The sequence below is a fragment of the Cupriavidus sp. UYPR2.512 genome (assembly GCF_000379565.1).
GTDB lineage: Bacteria > Pseudomonadota > Gammaproteobacteria > Burkholderiales > Burkholderiaceae > Cupriavidus.
The window spans coordinates 127,810-149,353 of record NZ_KB902853.1 but is presented as its reverse complement, the minus strand read 5'-3'; the positions used below and the strand labels follow the sequence as shown (position 1 = coordinate 149,353).

The window sequence follows — 21,544 nt, the reverse complement described above, 5'->3', positions numbered from 1 at the left end:
GCAAGTTTTCGTTTGCGTTCGTTTGGAACTGCGGCTAAATTTGCGGTAGCAGGGGGGTTCCCCTGTGCATTGACGCCGACTTGGTACCGTTTTTGATCTTTTTTCTGGCGCGTTTTTGCGCCGACTGACTTGAACCGGGGATTTCCATCCCCATCATTCATCACTAAACCTATAAATTTGGAGTGTGCCATGAGCAACAAAGGGCAACTGCTACAAGACCCGTTTCTGAACGCGCTGCGCAAAGAGCACGTGCCGGTTTCCATCTACCTCGTCAATGGCATCAAGCTGCAAGGCAATATCGAATCGTTCGACCAGTATGTCGTCCTGCTGCGCAACACCGTAACGCAGATGGTCTACAAGCATGCGATTTCCACTGTCGTTCCTGCGCGCGCGGTCAATTTCCGCGTGGATGACGCCGCCGAGGCCTGATCTGCTTGCGGGCATCGTGCGGGCGCCCCGCGGCGCCGCATCGATGCCCGGCGCCGGTGCGCCATCGCGCCCGGTGCCGCGCGGCCCGGCGGTTGCCAATGCAGCCGCCGCTGCCGCCACGTTCCGCATCATGCGGCGGCCTGTCCCGGCAGGGGCCAGGACAGTGTCCGACATCCGCCCGCCTTCCCCCTGAACCCGTTTTTCCCTGCGCTTTCGCGCCCTCCCTTGGACCCCAGAGCCACTTCCAATACCGCCCCTTCGCGCGCCATTCTCGTCGGCGTCGACTTCGGCAAGCATGATTTCCAGGAAAGCCTCAGCGAACTCGCGCTGCTGACGTCTACCGCCGGCTCGCTGCCAGTGCATACGCTGACGGGCCGCCGCTCGCGGCCGGATCCGGCGCTGTTTATCGGCTCGGGCAAGGCCGAGGAACTGAAGGAGGCCGCCGACGCCCTGGATGCCGACGTGGTGGTGTTCAACCACGCCCTGAGCCCGGCACAGCAGCGCAACCTGGAGCGCTTCCTGAACCGCCACGTGATCGACCGCACCGGCCTGATCCTGGATATCTTCGGGCAGCGCGCACAGAGCCACGTCGGCAAGGTGCAGGTGGAGCTGGCGCAGGTCCAGTACCGCGCGTCGCGGCTGGTTCGCGCGTGGAGCCACCTGGAGCGGCAGAAGGGCGGCATCGGCATGCGCGGCGGCCCCGGCGAGCGCCAGCTCGAACTGGACCGGCGCATGCTGGACGAGCGCGCCAAGCGGCTCAAGTCCGATCTGTCGCGGCTGCAGCGCCAGCACAGCACGCAGCGGCGCGCCCGCGCGCGCAACGACACGCTCAGCATTTCGCTGGTGGGCTATACCAACGCGGGCAAGTCGACGCTGTTCAACGCGCTGACCAAGGCGGGCGCCTATGCGGCCGACCAACTCTTTGCCACGTTGGATACCACCTCGCGCCGGTTGTTCCTGGACGGCCTGGGCAACGTGGTGCTGTCCGACACGGTCGGCTTTATCCGCGACTTGCCGACGCAGCTGGTGGCGGCATTTCGCGCCACGCTGGACGAGACCGTGCATGCCGACGTGCTGCTGCATGTGGTGGATGCATCGAGCCCGGTGCGCCACGAGCAGATCGAGCAGGTCAACCGCGTGCTGGCGGAAATCAACGCGCTGGACATCCCTCAGATCGTGGTGATGAACAAGATCGATGCGGCGCCCGAGTTGTTGGAGCAGGGCCCGCGCCTGGAGCGCGATGAGGACGGTATCCCCACCCGCGTGTTCCTGAGCGCGCGCGAGGGGATCGGCCTGGATGCGCTGCGCGAGGCCGTGGTCGAGGTGGCGCAATGGCTGGCCAGCCGCCCGCCCGAGCCGCAACCCTATGATCCGCGCCTGGCCGAGGTGCCGCATTACGACGGTGCCGGCGATGATGACAGCGCCGATGATGGCGGCGTGGCTGACGGCAGCGACGCCCCCGATGCGGGGAATCCGGGCAGGCTTTAGCCAGTCAGTTCGCCGCCAGTCCTCCGGAGCTTCTGCCCAATTCCGGTGCGATTGCTGCCGGGATTGCGCGAATTGGCCAAAAGTGGCTCGGATGACTGCTAGAATCCCCCTGTTACAAACTTCCCCGGACCCGTGCACTTCATGCCCCAGTTTCCCCGGAATGCTGATTCGAGCCTGACACCAGGCGGCCGCTTCGCGCTGCGCGCGGGCTGGCAGCGCCTGCGCGCCATCTTCTCGCTGAACGATCCGCGCTGGGGTCGCAACGGTCAGGACGACGACGACAACAAGAAGGATGGTCGCGACGACAACCGCCAGCAGAATCAGCGCCCGCAGCAGGACGGCGGCCCTCCCGACCTGGACGAGCTGTGGCGCGACTTCAACCGCCGCCTGAATGGCCTGCTCGGCCGCAAGGACAACGGCGGCGGCAACCAGGGCTTTGGCGGCCCGCGCACGCCGGGCAAGGGCTCGGGCATGGGCGCTGGCGTGATCGTGGCGGCCGTGGTCGGCATCTGGCTGGCCAGCGGCTTCTTCATGGTGCAGGAAGGCCAGACCGCGGTGATCCTGCAGTTCGGCAAGTTCAAGTACGCTACTGGCCCCGGCATCAACTGGCGCATGCCCTGGCCGGTCCAGTCGGCCGAGGTCGTCAACCTGTCGGCCGTGCGTTCGGTCGAGGTGGGGCGCTCCACCTCGATCAAGGACAGCAACCTGAAGGACTCGTCGATGCTGACGCAGGACGAGAACATCATCGACGTGCGCTTTACCGTGCAGTACGTGATCCAGGACGCCAGCGAATTCCTGTTCTTCAACAAGACCGACCGCGGCGGCGATGAAGAACTGGTGACGCAGGCCGCCGAGACCTCGGTGCGCGAGATCGTCGGCCGCAACAAGATGGACGCGGTGCTGTACGAGAGCCGCGAACAGATCGCGCAGCAACTGGCCAAGTCGATCCAGGCCATCCTGACCGCGTACAAGACCGGTATCCGCGTGCTGTCCGTGAACGTCCAGAGCGTGCAGCCGCCCGAGCAGGTGCAGGCCGCATTCGATGACGTCAACAAGGCCAGCCAGGACCGCGAGCGCGCGATCAGCGAAGGCCAGGCCTATGCCAATGACATCCTCCCGCGCGCCAAGGGTACCGCGGCGCGCCTGAAGGAGGAGTCCGAAGCCTACCGCTCCCGCGTGGTGGCGCAGGCCGAGGGCGATGCCTCGCGCTTCCGTTCGGTGCAGACCGAATATGCCAAGGCGCCGCAGGTGACGCGCGACCGCATCTATCTGGAAACCATGCAGCAGATCTACACCAACTCGACCAAGGTGCTGGTGGACGCGCGCCAGGGCAACAATCTCCTCTATCTGCCGCTGGACAAGCTGATGGCGCAGGCCGACGGCCGCGCCGCGCCGCAACCGGGCCAGCCGGGCGCCGCGAGCACGCCGGCACCCGCGCCGGATGCATCGACGGACATCCGTTCGCGCGAATCGCTGCGCAACCGCGACCGCGACTCGCGCTGAGGAGACCGTCATGAACCGACTGATTTCCTTCGCGATTGGCTTTTTCATCCTGCTGGCCGTGGTCTCGTCCATGCTGTTCGTGGTCGACCAGCGCCAGTACGCCGTGGTGTTCGCCTTTGGCGAGATCAAGCAGGTGGTGCGCGAGCCCGGCCTGCACTTCAAGCTGCCGCCGCCGTTCCAGAACGTGGTGTTCATGGACCGCCGCCTGCAGACCATCGATGGCGCCGCCAGCGAGCGTTTCCTGACCGCCGAGAAGAAGAGCATGGTGGTGGACTGGTTCGTCAAATGGCGCATCACCGATCCGCGCAAGTTCTTTGTCGCCTTCGGCGGCAACGTGCGCGGCGCGCAGGACCGCATGACCCAGCGGATCGACTCGGTGGCGCGCGAGGAGTTCGGCAAACGCACCGTGGCCGATGTAGTCGCCGGCGAGCGCGAGCAGGTGATGCAGGCCATCCGCAGCGCCATGAGCGAATACGCCAAGTCGGTAGGCGTGGAGATCCTGGACGTGCGCCTCAAGCGCGTTGATCTGCTGCCCGCGATCAGCGAATCGGTGTATCGGCGCATGGAGGCCGAGCGCAAGCGCGTGGCCAACGAACTGCGCTCCACCGGCGCCGCCGAGGGCGAGAAGATCCGCGCCGATGCCGACCGCCAGCGCGAAGTGGTGCTGGCCGAGGCCTATCGCGACGCCCAGGTGATCAAGGGCCAGGGCGATGCCAAGGCCTCGCAGATCTATGCCGATGCGTTTGGCCGCGATCCGCAGTTCGCGCAGTTCTGGCGCAGCATGGAGGCTTACCGCAACACCTTCCGCGACAAGCGCGACGTACTGGTGCTTGAGCCCAACTCGGAGTTCTTCCGCTACATGCGTTCCAGCGGCGGTGCCGCCGCGGCCGCCCCGGGCGGATCCGGGGGCAAGCGTTAGCACCGTCGCTTGTCCGTGTGGCGGATTGACGAAACCCCGGCTTGCCGGGGTTTTGTCCGGCTGGAGCCATCCTCGCTGAGTGATGGCGCGGGCGCGCGGCGCCTGCAATGAAGTTCCTGGTCAAGGACGGGTGCCTTGGGGGCATTGCCTCGAGGCAAGCCGAATGACAGAGACGAGACTGACTGAGAAGAGATTCACTATGTCCAACCATTGGCTGCTGCCAGAAAACATTGCCGACGTGCTGCCGTCGGAAGCGCGCAAGATCGAAGAATTGCGCCGCCGCATGCTGGACCTGTTCCGCACCTACGGCTATGAGATGGTGATGCCGCCGATGCTGGAATACCTGGAGTCACTGCTGACCGGCACCGGCCATGACCTGGACCTGCGCACGCTCAAGCTGGTGGACCAGCTGTCGGGCCGCACCATGGGCCTGCGTGCCGATATCACGCCGCAGGTGGCGCGCATCGACGCGCACCTGCTGAACCGTCCGGGCGTGACCCGCCTGTGCTACGCGGGCAACGTGCTGCATGCGCGCCCGGCGGGTTTCCATGCCACGCGCGAGCCGATCCAGATCGGCGCCGAGATCTATGGCCATGCCGGCCTGGAAGCCGACGTCGAGATCCAGGACCTGATGCTGGCCGCGCTGCAGGCGGCGGGGCTGTCGGATGTCCGCATCGACCTGTGCCATGCCGGCATCCTGGAAGCGCTGCTGGCGGGCCTGCCGTCGATCCGCAAGATCGAGGACGCGCTCTTTGCCGCGCTGGAAACCAAGGATGTGCCGGCCCTGCGCGAACTGACCGCAGGCATGCCGCAGACCGAGCGCGATGCGCTGCTGGCGCTGCCGACGCTGTACGGCGGCGTGGACGTGATCGAGCGCGCCCGCGCGACGCTGCCGGCCAGCCCGGCCATCGGCCGCGCGCTGGATGAGCTGGCGGCACTGGCGGTGCAGGTGCGCGGTGCCAGCGTGAATATCGACCTGTCGGATTTGCGCGGTTACCACTATCACAGTGGCGTGATGTTCGCGGCCTATGTTGCCGGGCTGCCCAACTATGTGGCGCGTGGCGGCCGTTACGACAAGGTGGGCGAGGCCTTCGGCCGTGCCCGCCCGGCCACGGGTTTCTCGCTGGACCTGCGCGAAGTGGCGGCGCTGTCGCCCGTGGAAGTGCGCGCTCAGGCGATTTTTGCGCCCTGGGATGCGGATCCCGCACTCCGCGCCGCCATTTCCGCCCTGCGTGCGGCCGGCGAGATCGTGATCCAGTCGCTGCCCGGCCATACCCACGAGCTCGATGAATTCAACTGCGACCGGCAGCTGGTGCGCCAGGACGCCGGCTGGGCCGTGGTGCCGCGCTGACGCTTGGGCGCCGGGCGTGCCCAAAAATCGAGAATCGCCCGGCAACAAGAGTAGAATACGTTTTTAACCTATTGACCAAAGCAATATGTCCGCATCCGCAGTAGGCCAGGGGCGCAATGTCGTCGTGATCGGCACCCAATGGGGTGACGAAGGCAAAGGAAAAATCGTCGATTGGCTTACCGACCAGGCAAAGGGCGTGGTGCGGTTCCAGGGCGGCCACAACGCTGGCCACACGCTGATCATCGGCGGCAAGAAGACCATTCTCCGCCTGATCCCGTCCGGGATCATGCGTGACGGCACGGTCTGCTACATCGGCAACGGTGTGGTGCTGTCGCCCGAAGCTTTGTTCCGTGAAATCGAAGAACTCGAAGGCGCCGGCCTGCAGGTGCAGAGCCGCCTGCGCATTTCCGAGGCAGCCACGCTGATCCTGCCGTACCACGTTGCCATCGACAAGGCGCGCGAAGCCCGCCGCGGTGCCGCCAAGATCGGCACCACCGGCCGCGGCATCGGCCCGGCCTATGAAGACAAGGTGGCCCGCCGCGCGCTGCGCGTGCAGGACCTGTTCGATCCGCAGCAGTTCGCCGAACGCCTGCGCGAGAACCTAGACTACCACAACTTCATGCTGACCCAGTACCTCGGCGCCGAAGCCGTGGACTTCCAGCAGACCCTGGACGAAGCGCTGGCCTATGCGCCGCGCCTGGCGCCGATGGTGGCCGACGTGTCGGCCGAGCTGTACGCGGTCAACGCCGCCGGCGGCAACCTGATGTTCGAAGGCGCGCAAGGCACGCTGCTGGACGTGGACCACGGCACCTATCCGTTCGTGACCTCGAGCAACTGCGTGGCCGGTGCGGCCGCAGCGGGCGCCGGCGTCGGCCCGGGCCGCCTGAACTACATCCTGGGCATCACCAAGGCCTACTGCACGCGCGTGGGCGCGGGCCCGTTCCCGAGCGAGCTGTACGACAACGACAACCCGTCGCGCCAGGACCCGGTCGGCGTGCGCCTGGCCAACGTCGGCAAGGAATTCGGTTCGGTCACCGGCCGTCCGCGCCGCACCGGCTGGCTGGACGCCGCCGCGCTCAAGCGCTCGGTGCAGATCAACGGCGTGTCCGGCCTGTGCATGACCAAGCTGGACGTGCTCGATGGCCTGGAAACCATCAAGCTGTGCGTGGGCTACGAACTCGACGGCAAGACCGTCGACATCCTGCCGCGCGGCTCTGACGCCGTGGCCCGTTGCGTACCGGTCTACGAGGAATTCCCCGGCTGGAACGAGTCGACCTTCGGCGTGAAGACGTGGGACGCGCTGCCCGAGCAGGCCCGTGTCTACCTGAAGCGCGTGGAAGAAGTGGTCGGCATTCCGATCGACATGATCTCGACCGGCCCGGACCGCGACGAGACCATCCTGCTGCGCCACCCGTACACGGCCTGACCCGCCAGCAGTACGGCTGCAAGCCGCCACGCCACGAGCGCAGCGGCCCGCCAGAAAAAAATCGGCCCGCGCAAGCGGGCCGAGCCATATCGGTCAACCGACCCGAAGATACAAAGAGTAGAACGATGAACCTGCCTACCAACGATGACGAGAACCTGTGGGTCTCCTGGGACGAATACCATCGCCTGATCGCACGCCTGTCGCTGAACGTGCATGAGTCGGGCTGGAAGTTCGACAAGATCCTTTGTCTCGCGCGCGGCGGGCTGCGCGTGGGCGACCAGATGTCGCGCATCTTCGACGTGCCGCTGGCGATCCTGGCCACCAGCAGCTATCGCGAGGCCGCCGGCACGCAGCAGGGCGACCTGGACATCGCGCAGTACATCACCATGACCCGCGGCGAGCTGAGCGGCAAGATCCTGCTGGTGGACGATCTGGTGGACTCGGGCATCACGCTGGAGCGCGTGGGCCGCCACCTCAAGGAACGCTACCCGGCGGTGACCGAGGTGCGCTCGGCGGTACTGTGGTACAAGGCGTGCTCCAAGATCGAGCCGGACTACCACGTGACCTTCCTGGAGTCCAACCCCTGGATCCACCAGCCGTTCGAAGAGTACGACACGCTGCGCCCGCACAACCTCGCCGCATGGCTCAAGCGCGGCAAGCGCGCCAGCCTGCTGGACGACGGCGGGCGCGACTGAGCGCCCCCGCCGGCCGCCACGCTGCGGCTCAGTAGCCGACCGTGAAACGCTGGCGCGAATGCGCCGGCGTTTCGATTTCGTCGAGCATCGCGATGGCGTAGTCTTCCATCGAGATCCAGCTCTTGCCTGCCGCGTCGCTCAGCAGGTTGTCCCCGCCGATGCGGAATTTGCCGGTGCGCTCGCCCGGCTCGAACAGCGCAGACGGCGACAGGAAGGTCCAGTCGATCTGCTGCTCGCTACGCAGCGCGTTCAGGAAGTCCCGGCCGGCCAGCGCCTCGGCCTTGTAGGCTTCGGGGAAATTCGGGGTGTCGACCAGGTGCGCGCCCGGCGCGACATGGAGGCTGCCGGCACCGCCCACCACCAGCAGGCGCGGCACGCCCGCCTTGCGCACAGCCGAAGTCACCTGCTGCGCGTTCAGTTGCGCAAAGCGCGCGCTGCTGATGACGACATCGTGGCCGGCGAGGGCCGCGGCCAGTGCGGCGCTGTCGGTCGCATCCGCATCCGTGGTTGTCACGCCTGCGCGTGCGGGCAGTTGGCTGGCCTGGCGCGCGATGGCGGCGACCTGGTGGCCGCGGCGCAGGGCTTCGTCGGTCAGGCGCGTGCCAACGCGGCCGGTGGCGCCGATGATTGCGATCTTCATGGTCACTCCTTCTTTTGGTCAGGTTGATATGAAACCAGCGTGGTTACATATCGGGGCAAAAAAATTCAGCGCTTGCGGCGCTGGTTGCTGCCTTCGACATCGGCGAGCATGCTGGCGATGGTGATGCCCGCAAGGGTATCGTCCATGGCCGCCTGAGCACGGTCCGCGACCTTGCGCAGCGCACCGGTGATCTCGCGCCCGACCGGGCAGGCCGGGTTGGGCGCGCTCTGGTGCAGCGTGATCAGCGCGGTGGTTTCCACCACGCGGAACACGTCGAGCAGCGTGATTGACGCGGCCGGGCGCGCCAGCGTGGCGCCGCCGGTGCTGCCCATGGTGGTCGCCACCAGCCCCGCTTCAGCCAGTTGGCCGACCAGCCGCCGGATCAGCGCCGGGTTGGTGCCCACGCTGCCGGCGATCAGCGACGAGGGCACCGGTTCGGCCGAACTGGCGAGCAGGGTAAGGATGTGGACCGCCACGGCGAACCGGCTGCTTGTGCTCAATGCTTGTGCTCGGGATGTCGGGTGCAATGTGAAACCATGATAGTTACACATGGTCGGGCATGTCAAGCGCGCGCAGGGTGCAAAGTGTCCGGAGTACCGGGCGGGAAGGAGGTGATACGCCGATGTGGCAGCCAATGGCCGGTGGAATGCCGGAATCGCCACTGAAGCTGTTACACTCCCCGACATTGCCGTACCGTTGTGGTTCGGCTGCCGCGCGGGGTACGGTGCGCGGTTTCACGGACGGGAAAAAACCCGTACGCTCGCAGGTATGACATCGCGGCAATGGCCGCCAAGCAAGGAGTGCAAGTTGCCGGATCTGATGCGCGAAAATGGCGTCAAAAACAAAAAACCCGCAGGGCTTGAAAGCGCTGCGGGTTTTCCGGTGATCTGGTGCCCAGGAGAGGACTCGAACCTCCACAGTGTTGCCACCGCTAGGACCTGAACCTAGTGCGTCTACCAATTCCGCCACCTGGGCAGGTGTCGAAACAACCGAAGCGCTCATTATAGAGAGCGCGAGAATTTTGTCAATTAGTTTCCAGAAAAAATTGAATCAGAACAATTATCCGATCCCCAGCCGGGAAGAAATCCTGGGCGTGTTGAGAACGTCGGGATCCCCCCAGTCCGCCGGCGATATTGCCAAGGCCCTCTCCGTCACGCGCAAAGAGCATGACGGTTTCCAGAAGCGCCTGGCGGCCATGGAGCGCGACGGCCAGATCGAGCTGAACCGCAAGGGCCGCTATGAGCTGGCCCATCAGCCGAACTTCGTCACTGGGCGGGTGCAGGGCCACCGCGACGGCTTCGGCTTCCTGATCCGCGACGACGGCGAAGACGACATCTTCCTGCCCGAGCGCGAGCTGCAGAAGGCCATGCACAACGACCGCGCGCAGGTGCGCGTGGTGGGCTACGACCGGCGCGGACGCCCCGAAGGGCAGATCGTCGAGATCATCGAGCGCGCCAACCGTTTTGTCATCGGCCGCCTGCTCAGTGAAGGCGGCGTGCTGGTGGTTGCGCCTGAGGACAAGCGCATCAGCCAGGACATCCTGATCCCGCCCAAGGCGCAGGGTAAGGCACGGGTGGGGCAGGTGGTCAGCGTCGAGCTGATCGAATTCCCCGACCGCTATGTGCAGCCGGTGGGCCGCGTGGTGGAAGTGCTGGGCGACATCGACGATCCCGGCATGGAGATCGAGATCGCCGTGCGCAAGTACGGCGTGCCGCATGCATTCTCGCCGGCCGCTGCCCAGGAAGCCACCGCGCTGCCCGACGAGGTGCGCCAGGCCGACCTGGACCACCGCATCGACCTGCGCGACATCCCGCTGGTGACCATCGACGGCGAAGACGCACGCGACTTCGACGATGCAGTCTATTGCGAGCCGGTGAAGATCGGCCGCGCCAAGGGCTGGCGCCTGATCGTGGCGATCGCCGACGTGTCGCACTATGTGCGCCCCGGCACGCCGCTGGATGCGGATGCGCTGGATCGGGCCACCTCGGTCTATTTCCCGCGCCGCGTGATCCCGATGCTGCCGGAGAAGCTGTCCAACGGGCTGTGCTCGCTCAATCCGCATGTGGACCGGCTGTGCATGGTGTGCGATGCCGTGATCACCGCCAAGGGCGAGCTCAAGGGCTACCAGTTCTACCCGGCCGTGATGCATTCGACCGCGCGCCTGACCTACAACGAGGTCTGGTCGGTGCTGTCCAACACCAAGGGCCCCGAGGCGCACAAGCGCGGCGAGCTGGTGCCGCACCTGCAGAACCTGTATGAGCTGTTCCAGGTCCTGCTCAAGGCACGGCGCGCGCGCGGCGCGATCGACTTCGACACCACCGAGACCTATATCGTCTGCAACGCGCAGGGCAAGATCGAGCAGATCCTGCCGCGCACGCGCAACGACGCGCACCGGCTGATCGAGGAGTGCATGCTGACCGCCAACGTATGCGCGGCCGACTTCCTCGAACGCTTCAAGCACCCGGCGCTGTACCGCATCCACGCGGGCCCCAGCGAAGAGAAGCTGAAGAACCTGCGCGATTTCCTGCGCACCGCCGGCCTGTCGCTGGGCGGCGGCGACAAGCCGCAGGCATCGGATTACGCCGAGGTGATGGACAAGATCAAGTCCCGCCCGGATGCGCCGATGCTGCAGACCATGCTGCTGCGCTCGATGCAGCAGGCGGTCTACAGCCCCGACAATATCGGCCACTTCGGCCTGGCGTACGAGGCCTATGCGCACTTCACCAGCCCGATCCGCCGCTACCCTGACCTGCTGGTGCACCGCGCGATCAAGGCGGTGCTGGCACATACCAAGTACCAGCCGGCGTTTGCGCACGGGACCGAGCTGAATACCGCGATCTCGCCCAAGGCGCGCCGGCTGCAGGCCAAGGATGCCGAGCAGAAGGCAGAACTGACCGCGGCGCGCGCCAGGCGCAATGAGGCCATCTGGGACGAGCTCGGCCTGCACTGCTCGGCCAATGAGCGCCGCGCGGACGAGGCTTCGCGCGATGTCGAGGCCTGGCTCAAGTGCTACTTCATGCGCGACAAGCTGGGCAGCGACTACGCCGGCACCATCAGCGCCGTGACCTCGTTCGGCATCTTCGTGCAGCTCGACGAGCTGTATGTGGAAGGCCTGGTCCACGTGACCGAGCTGGGCAGCGACTACTTCCAGTACGACGAGGCCCGCAACGAACTGCGCGGCGAGCGCACCGGCATCCGCTACCGCCTGACCGACCGCGTGCGCGTGCAGGTGTCGCGCGTGGACCTGGATGCGCGCAAGATCGACTTCCGCCTGGTGCAGGAGCCGTCGGCGAAAACCCTGCGTGCTCGCGCGGGCGGCACCGAGACCCAGCCGCGCGTGCCCGCCGCCCATGCGGTGCCGGCGCGCAAGAAGGGCCGCCAGCTGGCGGCGCTGCTGGGCGGCTCGTCCAAGCCGGAAGAGTCGTTCGACGAGACGCTGGACCGCGTGATCGAGGAGCAGCCGGTGTTCGAGGCGGTGATCACGCCGCTCAGGCCGCATGTGAAGACCGGCGGCAAGCCGGCCAAGCGCGCGGCCAAGCCCAAGCCGCCGCACCTGGAGAAACCGCGCAAGCCGGCCTCCAAGTCGCACCAGGCCAAGCCGGCGGGCAAGACGCCGGCCAAGGGCCCGCGCACCCCGCGCAAGCGCTGAAGCCTGCGGCGGCCGCCATGCCGCCGCCTCTCGCCCCCGGCCGGCTGCCGGGGGCGGGTACAATCGCGCCATGGCTAAAAACAAACTCCTGATCGGCTTTCACGCCGTCACCGCACGCCTGCGCCAAGATGCCAAGGGCGTGACCGATGTCTATATCGAATCCGCCCGCCGCGACCGGCGCATGCAGGACTTCGTGCGCCTGGCCGAGAGCCTGGGCGTGCGCCTGCATCCGGTCGATGCCGAGCGCCTGCGCGGCATGGCCGGCACCGACCGCCACCAGGGCGTGGTGGCGCGTGCCGAAGACGTGGCACTGGCGCTGAACCTGGATGAACTGCTCGACGGCATCGAGGGCACGCCGCTGCTGCTAGTGCTGGACGGCGTCACCGACCCCCACAACCTGGGCGCCTGCCTGCGCGTGGCCGACGGCGCCGGCGCGCATGCCGTGATCGCCCCCAAGGACCGCAGCGTCGGCCTCAATGCCACCGTGGCGAAGGTCGCCAGCGGCGCCGCCGAGACCGTGCCCTATATCACCGTCACCAACCTGGCCCGCACCCTGCGTGAACTGCAGGAACGCGGCATCTGGGTCATCGGCACCGCCGACGGTACCGAAAAGTCGCTGTATGACATCGACTTCAAGGGCCCGACCGCGATCGTGATGGGCGCCGAAGGCGAGGGCATGCGCCGCCTGACGCGCGAGACCTGCGATGAGCTGGTCGGCATCCCGATGGCGGGTGGCGTGGAAAGCCTGAACGTCTCGGTCGCCAGCGGCGTATGCCTGTACGAAGCCGTGCGCCAGCGGCGCCTGCCGCGATAAGTCCATGGCCGCTGATTCCGGTCTCTTTGAAATGCCGGGGCTTGAGGAAGCACGCCGGCTGATCGCGGCCGCCGGCAATATCTTCGTGCTGACCGGCGCCGGCATTTCCGCCGAATCCGGCGTGCCGACCTTCCGCGACGCGATGACCGGGCTGTGGCAGCAGTTCGACCCGGAAGAGCTGGCCAGCGAGGAGGCCTACCGCCGCCAGCCGGCGCTGGTCTGGGAGTGGTACCTGCACCGGCGCGAGCTGGTCGCAGCCGTGCATCCCAACCCGGCGCACTATGCGCTGGTCGCTCTGGCTGCGCAGAAACCTTTCACGCTGGTCACGCAGAACGTGGACGGCCTGCACCAGCGCGCCGGCTGCGCGGGCGTGGTCGAGCTGCATGGGAACCTGTTCGCCAACAAATGGCTGGACGGGTGCGGACGCTGCAACGAGGCAACCGCGCTGCCCGGCATGCCGCCGCGCTGCGACCTATGCGGCGCGCTGATGCGTCCGGGCGTGGTGTGGTTCGGTGAGGACCTGCCGCGCGTGGCGCGCTACCGCGCCGAGCATGCGGCGCAGAACTGTGACCTGTGCCTGGTGGTCGGCACTTCGGGGCTGGTCTATCCGGCGGCGGGGCTGCCGGGCCTGGCGCGCGAGCATGGCGCGCCGGTGATCGTGGTCAATCCGCAGCCGTCGGCGCTGGACCAGACCGCGGATATCGTGCTGTCCGCCGCGGCGGGCGCGTGCCTGCCGCGGCTGTGGCCGCAGCTGGCGCCATCGGCCGGCTGAGCCTCGGGTCCGGGCTTTGCCGCCCGGGCCTGTCTTGCGCTGAACTGGCGCTTATTTCGCAATCTCGCCGATCAGCTTCTCCAGCTTGACCGCATCCGCCGCAAACAGGCGGATGCCTTCGGCCAGCTTCTCGGTCGCCATCGCATCCTCGTTCAACTGCCAGCGGAAGGACGCCTCGTCGGCCGCGATGCGGGCGATATTGGCGGCCTGGGCCTGGTCCACCGAAAGATTGTGCGCCACCGGGCCCTGGCCGGCGGCCAGTTGCTCGAGCAGCTCGGGGCTGATGGTCAGCAGGTCGCAGCCGGCCAGCGACAGGATCTGCGCGGTGCTGCGGAAGCTGGCGCCCATCACCTCGGTCGGGTAGCCGAACTTCTTGTAGTAGTCGTAGATCTGGCGCACCGAGCGCACACCGGGGTCGTTGTCGCCGCCGTTGGCGGCCGCGTCCCATTGGTCGCCGGCCTGCTTCTTGTACCAGTCGAAGATGCGGCCGACGAATGGCGAGATCAGCTGCGCGCCGGCCTCGGCGCACGCCACCGCCTGCACCAGCGAGAACAGCAGTGTCATGTTGCAGCGGATGCCGTCGCGCTGCAGGATCTCGGCCGCGCGGATGCCTTCCCAGGTGGAGGCGACCTTGATCAGCACGCGCTCGCGCGCGATGCCGCGCTGCTCGTACAGCTGGATCAGGTGGCGCGCCTTGGCCACGCTGGCCTCGGTGTCGAAGGACAGGCGCGCATCGACCTCGGTCGAAACGCGGCCCGGCACGATCGCCAGGATCTCGCAGCCAAAGGCGATCAGCACTTCGTCCATCACCGCATCGACGCCGCCGTTGCCGTGGTGGTCGCGCACGGCCCGCTCCAGCAGGTGGCGGTATTCGGGTTTCTGTACCGCCTTCAGGATCAGCGACGGATTGGTGGTCGCATCCTGCGGGGTGTATTGCTTCATCAGCTGGAAGTCGCCGGTATCGGCCACCACCGTGGTGAACTGCCTGAGTTGTTCGAGCTGGTTCATGGTCGCTAGTTGGTCTGCTTGAGCGTCTGCAAAATCGTTCGCGGGCATCAGGGGGCGCGCAGGTCGCATACGGGGCGCGCACCCGGCACCCTAGCCTGATCCATTGTACCGTCGCCCGCGTGACCTGCCGCCGCAATCCGCTACACTACGCGTTTCCCCCAACGCAATCTGGCTGTTGTCATGACTCAGGATGAACTCAAGGCGCTGGTCGCGCAAGCCGCCGCCGACTACGTGAAGCAGGAAGTGCCCGAAGGGGCGGTGCTCGGCGTGGGCACAGGCTCCACCGCCAATCTCTTCATTGACGCCGTGGCGGCATTCAAGGAGCGCTTCGCCGGTGCGGTGTCGAGTTCCGAGGCGTCCACGCGCCGCCTGCAGCAGCACGGCTTCAAGGTGCTGGACCTGAACGAGGTCGACGAGATCCCGGTGTATGTCGACGGCGCCGACGAGATCGATGCCAGCGGCGCCATGATCAAGGGCGGCGGCGGGGCGCTCACGCGCGAGAAGATCGTGGCCTCGGTCGCAAAGCGCTTTGTCTGCATCGCCGACGGCAGCAAGCTGGTCCAGACCATGGGCACCTTCCCGCTGCCGGTCGAGGTGATCCCGATGGCACGCGCCGCGGTGGCGCGCAAGCTGCAGGCCCTGGGTGGCCAGCCGCGCCTGCGCATGACCAAGGAAGGCGGCATCTACAAGACCGACAACGGCAATGTGATCCTGGACGTGGTCGGCCTGAAGATCGACGATCCGCGCGGCCTGGAGCACGCCGTCAACCAGGTGCCGGGCGTGGTCACGGTGGGCCTGTTCGCGCTGCGCGGCGCGGATGTGCTGCTGCTGGGCACCGGCGACGGCGTGCAGCGCACGGACTACTGAGCAAAATCGTCCGCTGCCAAGCAAAAAGGGGTGCCTGAGGCACCCCTTTTGTCATTGGCCGGTCCGGTTCAGGACTGCGGCGGCACGTAGCCCTGGGCCTGGTCGGCGCCTTCACCGAAGAAGTACTTTTCGGTCTGCTTGAGCAGGTACTGGCGCGCGCGCGCATCGGCCATGTTCAGGCGGTTTTCGTTGATCAGCATGGTCTGGTGCTTGAGCCAGCCAGCCCAGGCTTCCTTCGACACGCTTTGCCAGATCTTCTTGCCCAGTTCGCCGGGCAGCGGCGGGAAGTCGAGGCCTTCGGCTTCCTTGTTCAGCTTGATGCATTGGACCATGCGGGCCATGGGGACTCCTTGGTATGTTCGTTAGAGCTTCGGCGCTGGCGCTATTGTAGCCAAGCGGGGCACCGGGGCCGCGGCGCGGCGGCGATTGCCCCTACGGCATCACAGCTTTTTCATCAGCACCATGGACTTGCGCTGCCAGTTGTAGAGCTTGCGCTTGTCTTCGGGCAGGTCGTCGACGTTGGCGTGGACGAAACCGCGCTTCAGGAACCAGTGTTCGGTCCGGGTGGTGAGCACGAACAGCTTTTCCAGGCCGAGCGCGCGGGCGCGGCGCTCGATGCGCTTGAGCAGGCGCTCGCCGTCGCCGGTGCCCTGGGCTTCCTGCGATACCGTCAGGCAGGCCATCTCGCCCATGTTCTCGCGCGGGTAGTCGTAGAGCGCCGCGCAGCCGAACAGCACGCCGTCGTGCTCGATCACCGAGAAGTTGGCGATATCGCGCTCGATCAGGTGACGTCCGCGCGGCACCAGCGTGCCGTCCTGCTCCAGCGGGGCGATCAGCTGGACGATGCCGCCGACGTCGTCGAGCGTGGCTTCGCGCAGGCTTTCCAGGTCGGTGTCGGACAGCATGGTGCCGACGCCGTCGTGCAGGAACAGTTCCAGCAGCACCGCGCCGTCGAGCGAATAGGGGATCAGGTGCGCACGCGGCACGCCGCCCTTGAGCGCCTTGACCAGGTGCTGCAGGTAATTGGCCACGTCCGGCGGCAGGTGCTTGTTCTGCAGGCGCTCCACCGCGGTGCGCAGCGACATTTCCTGCATCATCTTGCCGACCGGGTCGGGCACGCCCGGCACCTCGGTGATGAAGATCAGCTTGTCGGCCTTGAGCGCCGTGGCGGTGGCGCTGGCCACGTCTTCCATCGACAGGTTGAAGGCCTGGCCGGTGGGCGAGAAGCCCAGCGGCGACAGCAGCACCACCTTGCCGTGCGACAGCGACATGCGCACGGACTCGGCGTCGATCTTGCGAACCAGGCCGGTGTGCTGGTAGTCAGTGCCGTTGACGATGCCGACCGGGCGCGCGGTGACGAAGTTGCCGGAGATCACCGACAGCTGGGCGCCGGCCATCGGCGTATTGGGCAGGCCCTGGCTGAAGGCGGCCTCGATGTCCAGGCGCAGCTCGCCGGCAGCCTCCTTGGCGCATTCGAGCGCGGCGTTGTCGGTGACGCGCACGCCATCGACGAACTGTGACTCGACATGGCGCAGCGCCAGCTGTTCTTCCACCTGCGGGCGCGAGCCGTGCACCAGCACGATCTGCATGCCCATGGCGTGCAGCAGCGCGACGTCGTTGACCAGCGCATTGAGCACGCCCGACTTGACCAGCTCGCCGGCGAAGGCGATCACAAAGGTCTTGCCGCGGAAGGCATGGATATACGGCGCCACCATGCGCAGCCAGTCGACGAACTGCTGGTGGTCGGGGCCGCTGCGCTCGGGCTCGGCCGCCGTGGGCGCCGCGGTGGCGGGCACGGGAGAGGTCGGGGCAGGCGCGGGGAGTTCAGCCGCGGGCGGCTCCGCCGGCACGGGGGCGGCGGGTGAGGAGGCAGGCGCCGTCTGCGGCGCGTCGGTTCTGGCGTTCATCCCGCGGATTATAATCCCGGCCAATGTCAGAACAACGCCCCGTCAAGCCTAAACCACCCGCCGCGCCGAGCCAGCGCGCCGGTGCCGGCCAGTCCGCCTCCCCAACCCAGTCCCGGCCGGCCCCAGGCCCGGTCAGGAAGCCGGACGTCCGTGCGCAGCCAGCCGCTGCCCGGCCGGCCGGTGACGCCGGGCAGCGCCCGCCACGCGGGCCCCGCGAGCCGCGTGCGCCGCGTGCGCCAAGGCCGGTCAACCCGCTGCCGCCAATCACCTTCCCGGAGGCCCTGCCGGTCTCCGGCCGCCGCGACGAGATCGCCGCGGCGCTGCTGGCCAACCAGGTGGTGATCGTCTCGGGCGAGACCGGCTCGGGCAAGACCACCCAGCTGCCCAAGATCTGCCTGTCGATCGGGCGCGGCCCGGGGCGCGAGGGTGGGGGGCTGATCGGCCACACCCAGCCGCGGCGCATCGCCGCCACCTCGACCGCCAAGCGCATCGCGCAGGAAATCGGCACGCCGCTGGGCGAGCATGTGGGCTACCAGGTGCGTTTCAACGACACCATGTCGTCGGGGGCGTCGGTCAAGCTGATGACCGACGGCATCCTGCTGGCCGAGACCCAGAACGATCCGCTGCTGCGCGCCTACGACACGCTGATCATCGATGAGGCGCACGAGCGCAGCCTGAACATCGACTTCCTGATCGGCTACCTGCGCCAGATCCTGCCAAAGCGCCCGGACCTGAAGGTGATCATCACCTCTGCCACCATCGATGCCCAGCGCTTTGCCCAGCATTTCGCTTCGGGCGACAAGCCGGCGCCGGTGATCGAGGTCAGCGGCCGCTTGTACCCGGTGGAAGTGCGTTACCGTCCGATCACCGAGGACGTGCCCGCGGGCGCGCCGCGCAGCCCGCAGGCACGCGAGCGCGACCTGTACGACGGCATTGTCGAGGCGGTCGACGAGCTGTGCCGCGTCGGCCCGGGCGATGTGCTGGTCTTCCTGCCTGGCGAGCGCGAGATCCGCGAGGCCGCCGAGGCGCTGCGCAAGCACCACCCGCCGCATACCGAGATCCTGCCGCTGTTTGCGCGGCTGTCGGTGCAGGAGCAGGAGCGGGTGTTCAAGCCGTCCAACGCACGGCGCATCGTGCTGGCGACCAACGTCGCCGAAACCTCGCTGACGGTGCCGGGCATCCGTTATGTGGTCGATACCGGGCTGGCGCGGGTCAAGCGCTACTCGTATCGCAACAAGGTCGAGCAACTGCAGGTAGAGTCGATCTCGCAGGCCGCCGCCAACCAGCGCGCCGGCCGTTGCGGCCGGGTTGCCAACGGCGTGTGCATCCGCCTGTATGAAGAGTCCGATTTCACCGGCCGTCCGCGCTTTACCGACCCCGAGATCCTGCGCTCGTCGCTGGCCGCGGTGATCCTGCGCATGAAGGCGCTGCGGCTGACCGAGATCGAGTCGTTCCCGTTTATCGAGCCGCCGCTGGGCCGCGCCGTTGCCGACGGCTACCAGCTGCTGCAGGAACTGGGTGCGGTCGACGACGCCAACCAGCTTACCGCCACCGGGCGCCAGCTGGCCAAGCTGCCGCTGGACCCGCGCGTGGCGCGCATGATCCTGGCCGCGCGCGAGCACCAGTGCCTGCGCGAGGTGCTGGTCATCGCCAGCGCGCTGTCGGTGCAGGACCCGCGCGACCGCCCGCAGGAAGCGCAGGAAGCCGCCGACCAGGCGCATCGCAAGTTCATGGACGAGAAGTCCGAGTTCCTGGGCTGGGTCAAACTGTGGAAGTGGTTCGAGGACGCGGTCGCGCACAAGAAGTCCAACCGCCAGTTGCAGGACCAGTGCCGCGCCCACTTCCTTTCGCACCTGCGGCTGCGCGAGTGGCGTGACGTGCATTCGCAGCTCATGACCACGGTGACCGAGCAGGGCTGGCGCCTGAACGACAGCGAGCCCACCTATGAGCAGGTGCACAAGGCGCTGCTGACCGGCCTGCTGGGCAATGTCGGCTGCCGCATCGAGGACGGCGACGGCAAGGGCCGCGAATACCTGGGCGCGCGCGGCATCAAGTTCCACCTCTGGCCGGGCTCGCTGATCGCGCGCAAGGTCGGGCGCTGGATCGTGGCCGCCGAGCTGGTCGAGACCAGCCGGCTGTTCGCGCGCACGCTGGCGCGCATCGAGCCGGAATGGCTGGAACAGGTGGGCCGCCACCTGCTCAGGGTCAGCTGGAGCGATCCGCACTGGGAAAAGAAGGCGGGCCAGGTGCTGGCGCTGGAGCGCGCCACGCTGTACGGGCTGGTGGTCTACCAGCACCGCCGCGTGCACTACGGCCCGATGAACCCGCAGGAAGCGCGCGAGATCTTTATCCGCCGCGCGCTGGTCGAGGGCGAGTTCGATACGCGCCTGCCGTTCTATGCGCACAACCAGCGCCTGGTGCGCGAAATCGAGAACCTGGAGCACAAGTCGCGCCGCCAGGACGTGCTGGTCGACGACGAACTGATCTACGCCTTCTACGATCGCGCGATTCCCGCCGACATCTGCCAGCAGGCCACCTTCGAGCAGTGGTACCAGGCCGACAGCGCCAAGGACCGCAAGCTGCTGTACCTGAACCGCGACGAGCTGATGCGGCACGAGGCGGCCGGCATCACCACCGACCTGTTCCCCAAGGCCATGAACGTGGCCGGGGTGGACATGGGGCTGACTTACCACTTCGAGCCAGGCAGCCACCGCGACGGCGTGACCCTGACCGTGCCGCTGTACGCACTCAACCAGGTGCGCCAGGAGCGCGCCGACTGGCTGGTGCCGGGCATGATCAGGGAGAAGGTGCACCTGCTGCTCAAGTCGCTGCCGCAGAAGCTGCGCCGCCACTGCGTGCCGCTGCCGGAATATGCGGCGGGCTTTGTCGCACGCCAGCCGCTTGGCGAGGGCGAACTGCTGGATGTGCTGATCGCCGATATCCGCGAGCAGACCGGCACCATGGTAAAGCGGGCCGACTTCAAGCTGGAAACGCTGCCCGCGCACCATACGATGAACTTCAAGGTGGTCGACGAGCACGGCCGCCAGCTTGAGATGGGCCGCAACCTGGCCCAGTTGCGCGCCGAGCTGGGCGGGCAGGCGCAGCAGTCGTTCCAGCGGGTGGCCGCGCAAGCCGCGGCACAGGCGGCAACCCAGGCGCCGGAGCAGGCGGTGCCGCTGGCCGCGGCCGAGCCCGGCAAGTACGAGGGCCTGACCGGGTGGACCTTCGGTGAGCTGCCCGAGCTGCTGGAGATCCGCAAGGGCAGCCAGACCCTGTTCGGCTACCCTGCGCTGGTCGACCGCGGCACGCACTGCGACGTGGAAGTCTTTGACGACCCGCAGGAAGCCGCCCGCGTCCACCACCTGGGGCTGCGCCGGCTGTTTGCGCTGCAGCTGCGCGAGCAGGTCAAGTTCATCGAGAAGAACATCCCGGGCCTGCAGCAGATGGCGATGCAGTACATGACGCTGGGCACGCAGGAGATGCTGCGCGAGCAGATCGTGATGCTGGCGCTGGAGCGTGCCTGCATGCAGGCGCCGCTGCCGCGCAACGAGGCCGAGTTCAATGCGCGCAAGGACGAGGGCCGCACCCGGCTGTCGCTGCTGGCGCAGGAGATCGCGCGGCTGGTGGGGACGATCCTGGCCGAGTACGCCGGACTGCCGCGCAAGCTGCTGCAGGCCAAGCCGTTCGCCGGGCCCCATGCGGACATGGAAGCGCAGCTCGGGCGGCTGATGGGCAAGCGCTTTGTCGACGAGACCCCGTACACGCAGCTGGTCCATTTCCCGCGCTACCTGAAGGGCATCGCCATGCGGGTCGACAAGCTCAAGGGCGACCCGGCGCGCGACACGCAGCGCACGCAGGAGATGGCGCCGCTGGTACAGCAGTGGCAGCGGTCCGAAAAGCAGCTGCGCACCCAGGGCCGCGGCGGCGAGGACGCGCGGCTGGAGGAATTCCGCTGGATGCTGGAGGAACTGCGCATCGCGCTGTTCGCCCAGGAGCTGCGCACACCGGTGCCGATGTCGGTCAAGCGGCTGCAGAAGGTGTGGGAATCGATGCAGCGCTGAACGTCGGAATGCCGG

Annotated in this window: 17 protein-coding genes and 1 tRNA gene; 12 read left to right on the top strand and 6 right to left on the bottom strand. The window is 67.3% G+C overall.

What is annotated here, in order from left to right; genetic code table 11:
* Nucleotides 1-189: 189 nt before the first annotated feature.
* The 7 genes from hfq (at nt 190) to A3A5_RS0103325 (ending at nt 7,811) form a co-directional block, all read left to right on the top strand.
* Complete coding sequence (gene hfq / locus A3A5_RS0103355) at nt 190-429, top strand: RNA chaperone Hfq (protein ID WP_010809431.1); 240 nt, start codon at nt 190-192, stop codon at nt 427-429.
* A gap of 225 nt (nt 430-654) precedes the next feature.
* Nucleotides 655-1,917 (top strand): GTPase HflX, encoded by a 1,263-nt coding sequence (hflX, locus tag A3A5_RS0103350; RefSeq protein ID WP_018309241.1) that lies wholly within the window; start codon nt 655-657, stop codon nt 1,915-1,917.
* Between the two features lie 141 nt (nt 1,918-2,058).
* On the top strand, nt 2,059-3,420 hold the full coding sequence (gene hflK / locus A3A5_RS0103345) for an FtsH protease activity modulator HflK (RefSeq protein WP_018309240.1): 1,362 nt from the start codon (nt 2,059-2,061) through the stop codon (nt 3,418-3,420).
* 10 nt (nt 3,421-3,430) lie between these two features.
* Nucleotides 3,431-4,339, top strand: coding sequence for a protease modulator HflC (gene hflC / locus A3A5_RS0103340; protein ID WP_018309239.1), 909 nt, complete (start codon nt 3,431-3,433; stop codon nt 4,337-4,339).
* Between the two features lie 199 nt (nt 4,340-4,538).
* Entirely contained in the window at nt 4,539-5,690 is a 1,152-nt protein-coding gene (locus A3A5_RS0103335; RefSeq protein WP_018309238.1) for an ATP phosphoribosyltransferase regulatory subunit, read from the top strand.
* 85 nt (nt 5,691-5,775) lie between these two features.
* Entirely contained in the window at nt 5,776-7,116 is a 1,341-nt protein-coding gene (locus tag A3A5_RS0103330; protein ID WP_018309237.1) for an adenylosuccinate synthase, read from the top strand.
* A gap of 125 nt (nt 7,117-7,241) precedes the next feature.
* Entirely contained in the window at nt 7,242-7,811 is a 570-nt protein-coding gene (locus tag A3A5_RS0103325; RefSeq protein ID WP_018309236.1) for a phosphoribosyltransferase, read from the top strand.
* 28 nt (nt 7,812-7,839) lie between these two features.
* Here A3A5_RS0103325 and A3A5_RS0103320 read toward each other — a convergent pair whose 3' ends face one another.
* The 3 genes from A3A5_RS0103320 to A3A5_RS0103310 form a co-directional block, all read right to left on the bottom strand.
* Entirely contained in the window at nt 7,840-8,451 is a 612-nt protein-coding gene (locus A3A5_RS0103320) for an NAD(P)-dependent oxidoreductase (protein ID WP_018309235.1), read from the bottom strand.
* Nucleotides 8,452-8,516: 65 nt separating this feature from the next.
* Complete coding sequence (locus A3A5_RS0103315; protein WP_013957208.1) at nt 8,517-8,951, bottom strand: Rrf2 family transcriptional regulator; 435 nt, start codon at nt 8,949-8,951, stop codon at nt 8,517-8,519.
* 388 nt (nt 8,952-9,339) lie between these two features.
* Nucleotides 9,340-9,426, bottom strand: a tRNA-Leu gene (locus tag A3A5_RS0103310).
* A 70-nt stretch (nt 9,427-9,496) separates the two neighbouring features.
* Here A3A5_RS0103310 and rnr point away from each other — a divergent pair.
* The 3 genes from rnr to A3A5_RS0103295 all read left to right on the top strand — a co-directional run bounded on the left by rnr (nt 9,497) and on the right by A3A5_RS0103295 (nt 13,686).
* On the top strand, nt 9,497-12,100 hold the full coding sequence (rnr, locus tag A3A5_RS0103305; protein ID WP_018309233.1) for a ribonuclease R: 2,604 nt from the start codon (nt 9,497-9,499) through the stop codon (nt 12,098-12,100).
* A 70-nt stretch (nt 12,101-12,170) separates the two neighbouring features.
* Nucleotides 12,171-12,914: a 23S rRNA (guanosine(2251)-2'-O)-methyltransferase RlmB gene (rlmB, locus tag A3A5_RS0103300; protein ID WP_010809441.1), complete on the top strand. Its 744-nt coding sequence runs from the start codon at nt 12,171-12,173 to the stop codon at nt 12,912-12,914.
* Nucleotides 12,915-12,918: 4 nt separating this feature from the next.
* Nucleotides 12,919-13,686 carry an NAD-dependent deacylase gene (locus tag A3A5_RS0103295; RefSeq protein WP_018309232.1) on the top strand — a complete coding sequence of 256 codons (768 nt, stop codon included), beginning with the start codon at nt 12,919-12,921 and terminating at the stop codon, nt 13,684-13,686.
* A gap of 51 nt (nt 13,687-13,737) precedes the next feature.
* Here the strand turns inward: A3A5_RS0103295 and tal are convergent, their stop codons facing one another.
* Nucleotides 13,738-14,694 (bottom strand): transaldolase, encoded by a 957-nt coding sequence (tal, locus tag A3A5_RS0103290; protein WP_018309231.1) that lies wholly within the window; start codon nt 14,692-14,694, stop codon nt 13,738-13,740.
* Nucleotides 14,695-14,874: 180 nt separating this feature from the next.
* On the opposite strand from tal, the gene rpiA reads away from it, so the two are divergent.
* Nucleotides 14,875-15,561, top strand: coding sequence for a ribose-5-phosphate isomerase RpiA (gene rpiA / locus A3A5_RS0103285; RefSeq protein ID WP_018309230.1), 687 nt, complete (start codon nt 14,875-14,877; stop codon nt 15,559-15,561).
* 68 nt (nt 15,562-15,629) lie between these two features.
* Here the strand turns inward: rpiA and A3A5_RS0103280 are convergent, their stop codons facing one another.
* Both A3A5_RS0103280 and argA read right to left on the bottom strand, forming a co-directional pair.
* The gene (locus A3A5_RS0103280) at nt 15,630-15,902 is read right to left on the bottom strand and encodes an oxidative damage protection protein (RefSeq protein ID WP_010809445.1); all 273 of its coding nucleotides are present in this window, start codon (nt 15,900-15,902) and stop codon (nt 15,630-15,632) included.
* 99 nt (nt 15,903-16,001) lie between these two features.
* Nucleotides 16,002-17,468 (bottom strand): amino-acid N-acetyltransferase, encoded by a 1,467-nt coding sequence (gene argA / locus A3A5_RS0103275; RefSeq protein ID WP_026200404.1) that lies wholly within the window; start codon nt 17,466-17,468, stop codon nt 16,002-16,004.
* A gap of 23 nt (nt 17,469-17,491) precedes the next feature.
* Between argA and hrpA the strand changes: the two genes are divergently transcribed.
* Nucleotides 17,492-21,529, top strand: a complete 4,038-nt coding sequence (gene hrpA, locus A3A5_RS0103270) for an ATP-dependent RNA helicase HrpA (protein ID WP_018309228.1) — start codon at nt 17,492-17,494, stop codon at nt 21,527-21,529.
* Nucleotides 21,530-21,544: the final 15 nt, after the last annotated feature.

Coding starts and splice junctions, on each gene's coding strand:
- hfq (WP_010809431.1), top strand. CDS start 190: ATGAGCAACAAAGGGCAACTGCTACAAGACCCGTTTCTGAACGCGCTG.
- hflK (WP_018309240.1), top strand. CDS start 2,059: ATGCCCCAGTTTCCCCGGAATGCTGATTCGAGCCTGACACCAGGCGGC.
- hflC (WP_018309239.1), top strand. CDS start 3,431: ATGAACCGACTGATTTCCTTCGCGATTGGCTTTTTCATCCTGCTGGCC.
- A3A5_RS0103335 (WP_018309238.1), top strand. CDS start 4,539: ATGTCCAACCATTGGCTGCTGCCAGAAAACATTGCCGACGTGCTGCCG.
- A3A5_RS0103330 (WP_018309237.1), top strand. CDS start 5,776: ATGTCCGCATCCGCAGTAGGCCAGGGGCGCAATGTCGTCGTGATCGGC.
- A3A5_RS0103325 (WP_018309236.1), top strand. CDS start 7,242: ATGAACCTGCCTACCAACGATGACGAGAACCTGTGGGTCTCCTGGGAC.
- A3A5_RS0103320 (WP_018309235.1), bottom strand. CDS start 8,451: ATGAAGATCGCAATCATCGGCGCCACCGGCCGCGTTGGCACGCGCCTG.
- rlmB (WP_010809441.1), top strand. CDS start 12,171: ATGGCTAAAAACAAACTCCTGATCGGCTTTCACGCCGTCACCGCACGC.
- A3A5_RS0103295 (WP_018309232.1), top strand. CDS start 12,919: ATGGCCGCTGATTCCGGTCTCTTTGAAATGCCGGGGCTTGAGGAAGCA.
- tal (WP_018309231.1), bottom strand. CDS start 14,694: ATGAACCAGCTCGAACAACTCAGGCAGTTCACCACGGTGGTGGCCGAT.
- rpiA (WP_018309230.1), top strand. CDS start 14,875: ATGACTCAGGATGAACTCAAGGCGCTGGTCGCGCAAGCCGCCGCCGAC.
- A3A5_RS0103280 (WP_010809445.1), bottom strand. CDS start 15,902: ATGGCCCGCATGGTCCAATGCATCAAGCTGAACAAGGAAGCCGAAGGC.
- argA (WP_026200404.1), bottom strand. CDS start 17,468: ATGAACGCCAGAACCGACGCGCCGCAGACGGCGCCTGCCTCCTCACCC.
- hrpA (WP_018309228.1), top strand. CDS start 17,492: ATGTCAGAACAACGCCCCGTCAAGCCTAAACCACCCGCCGCGCCGAGC.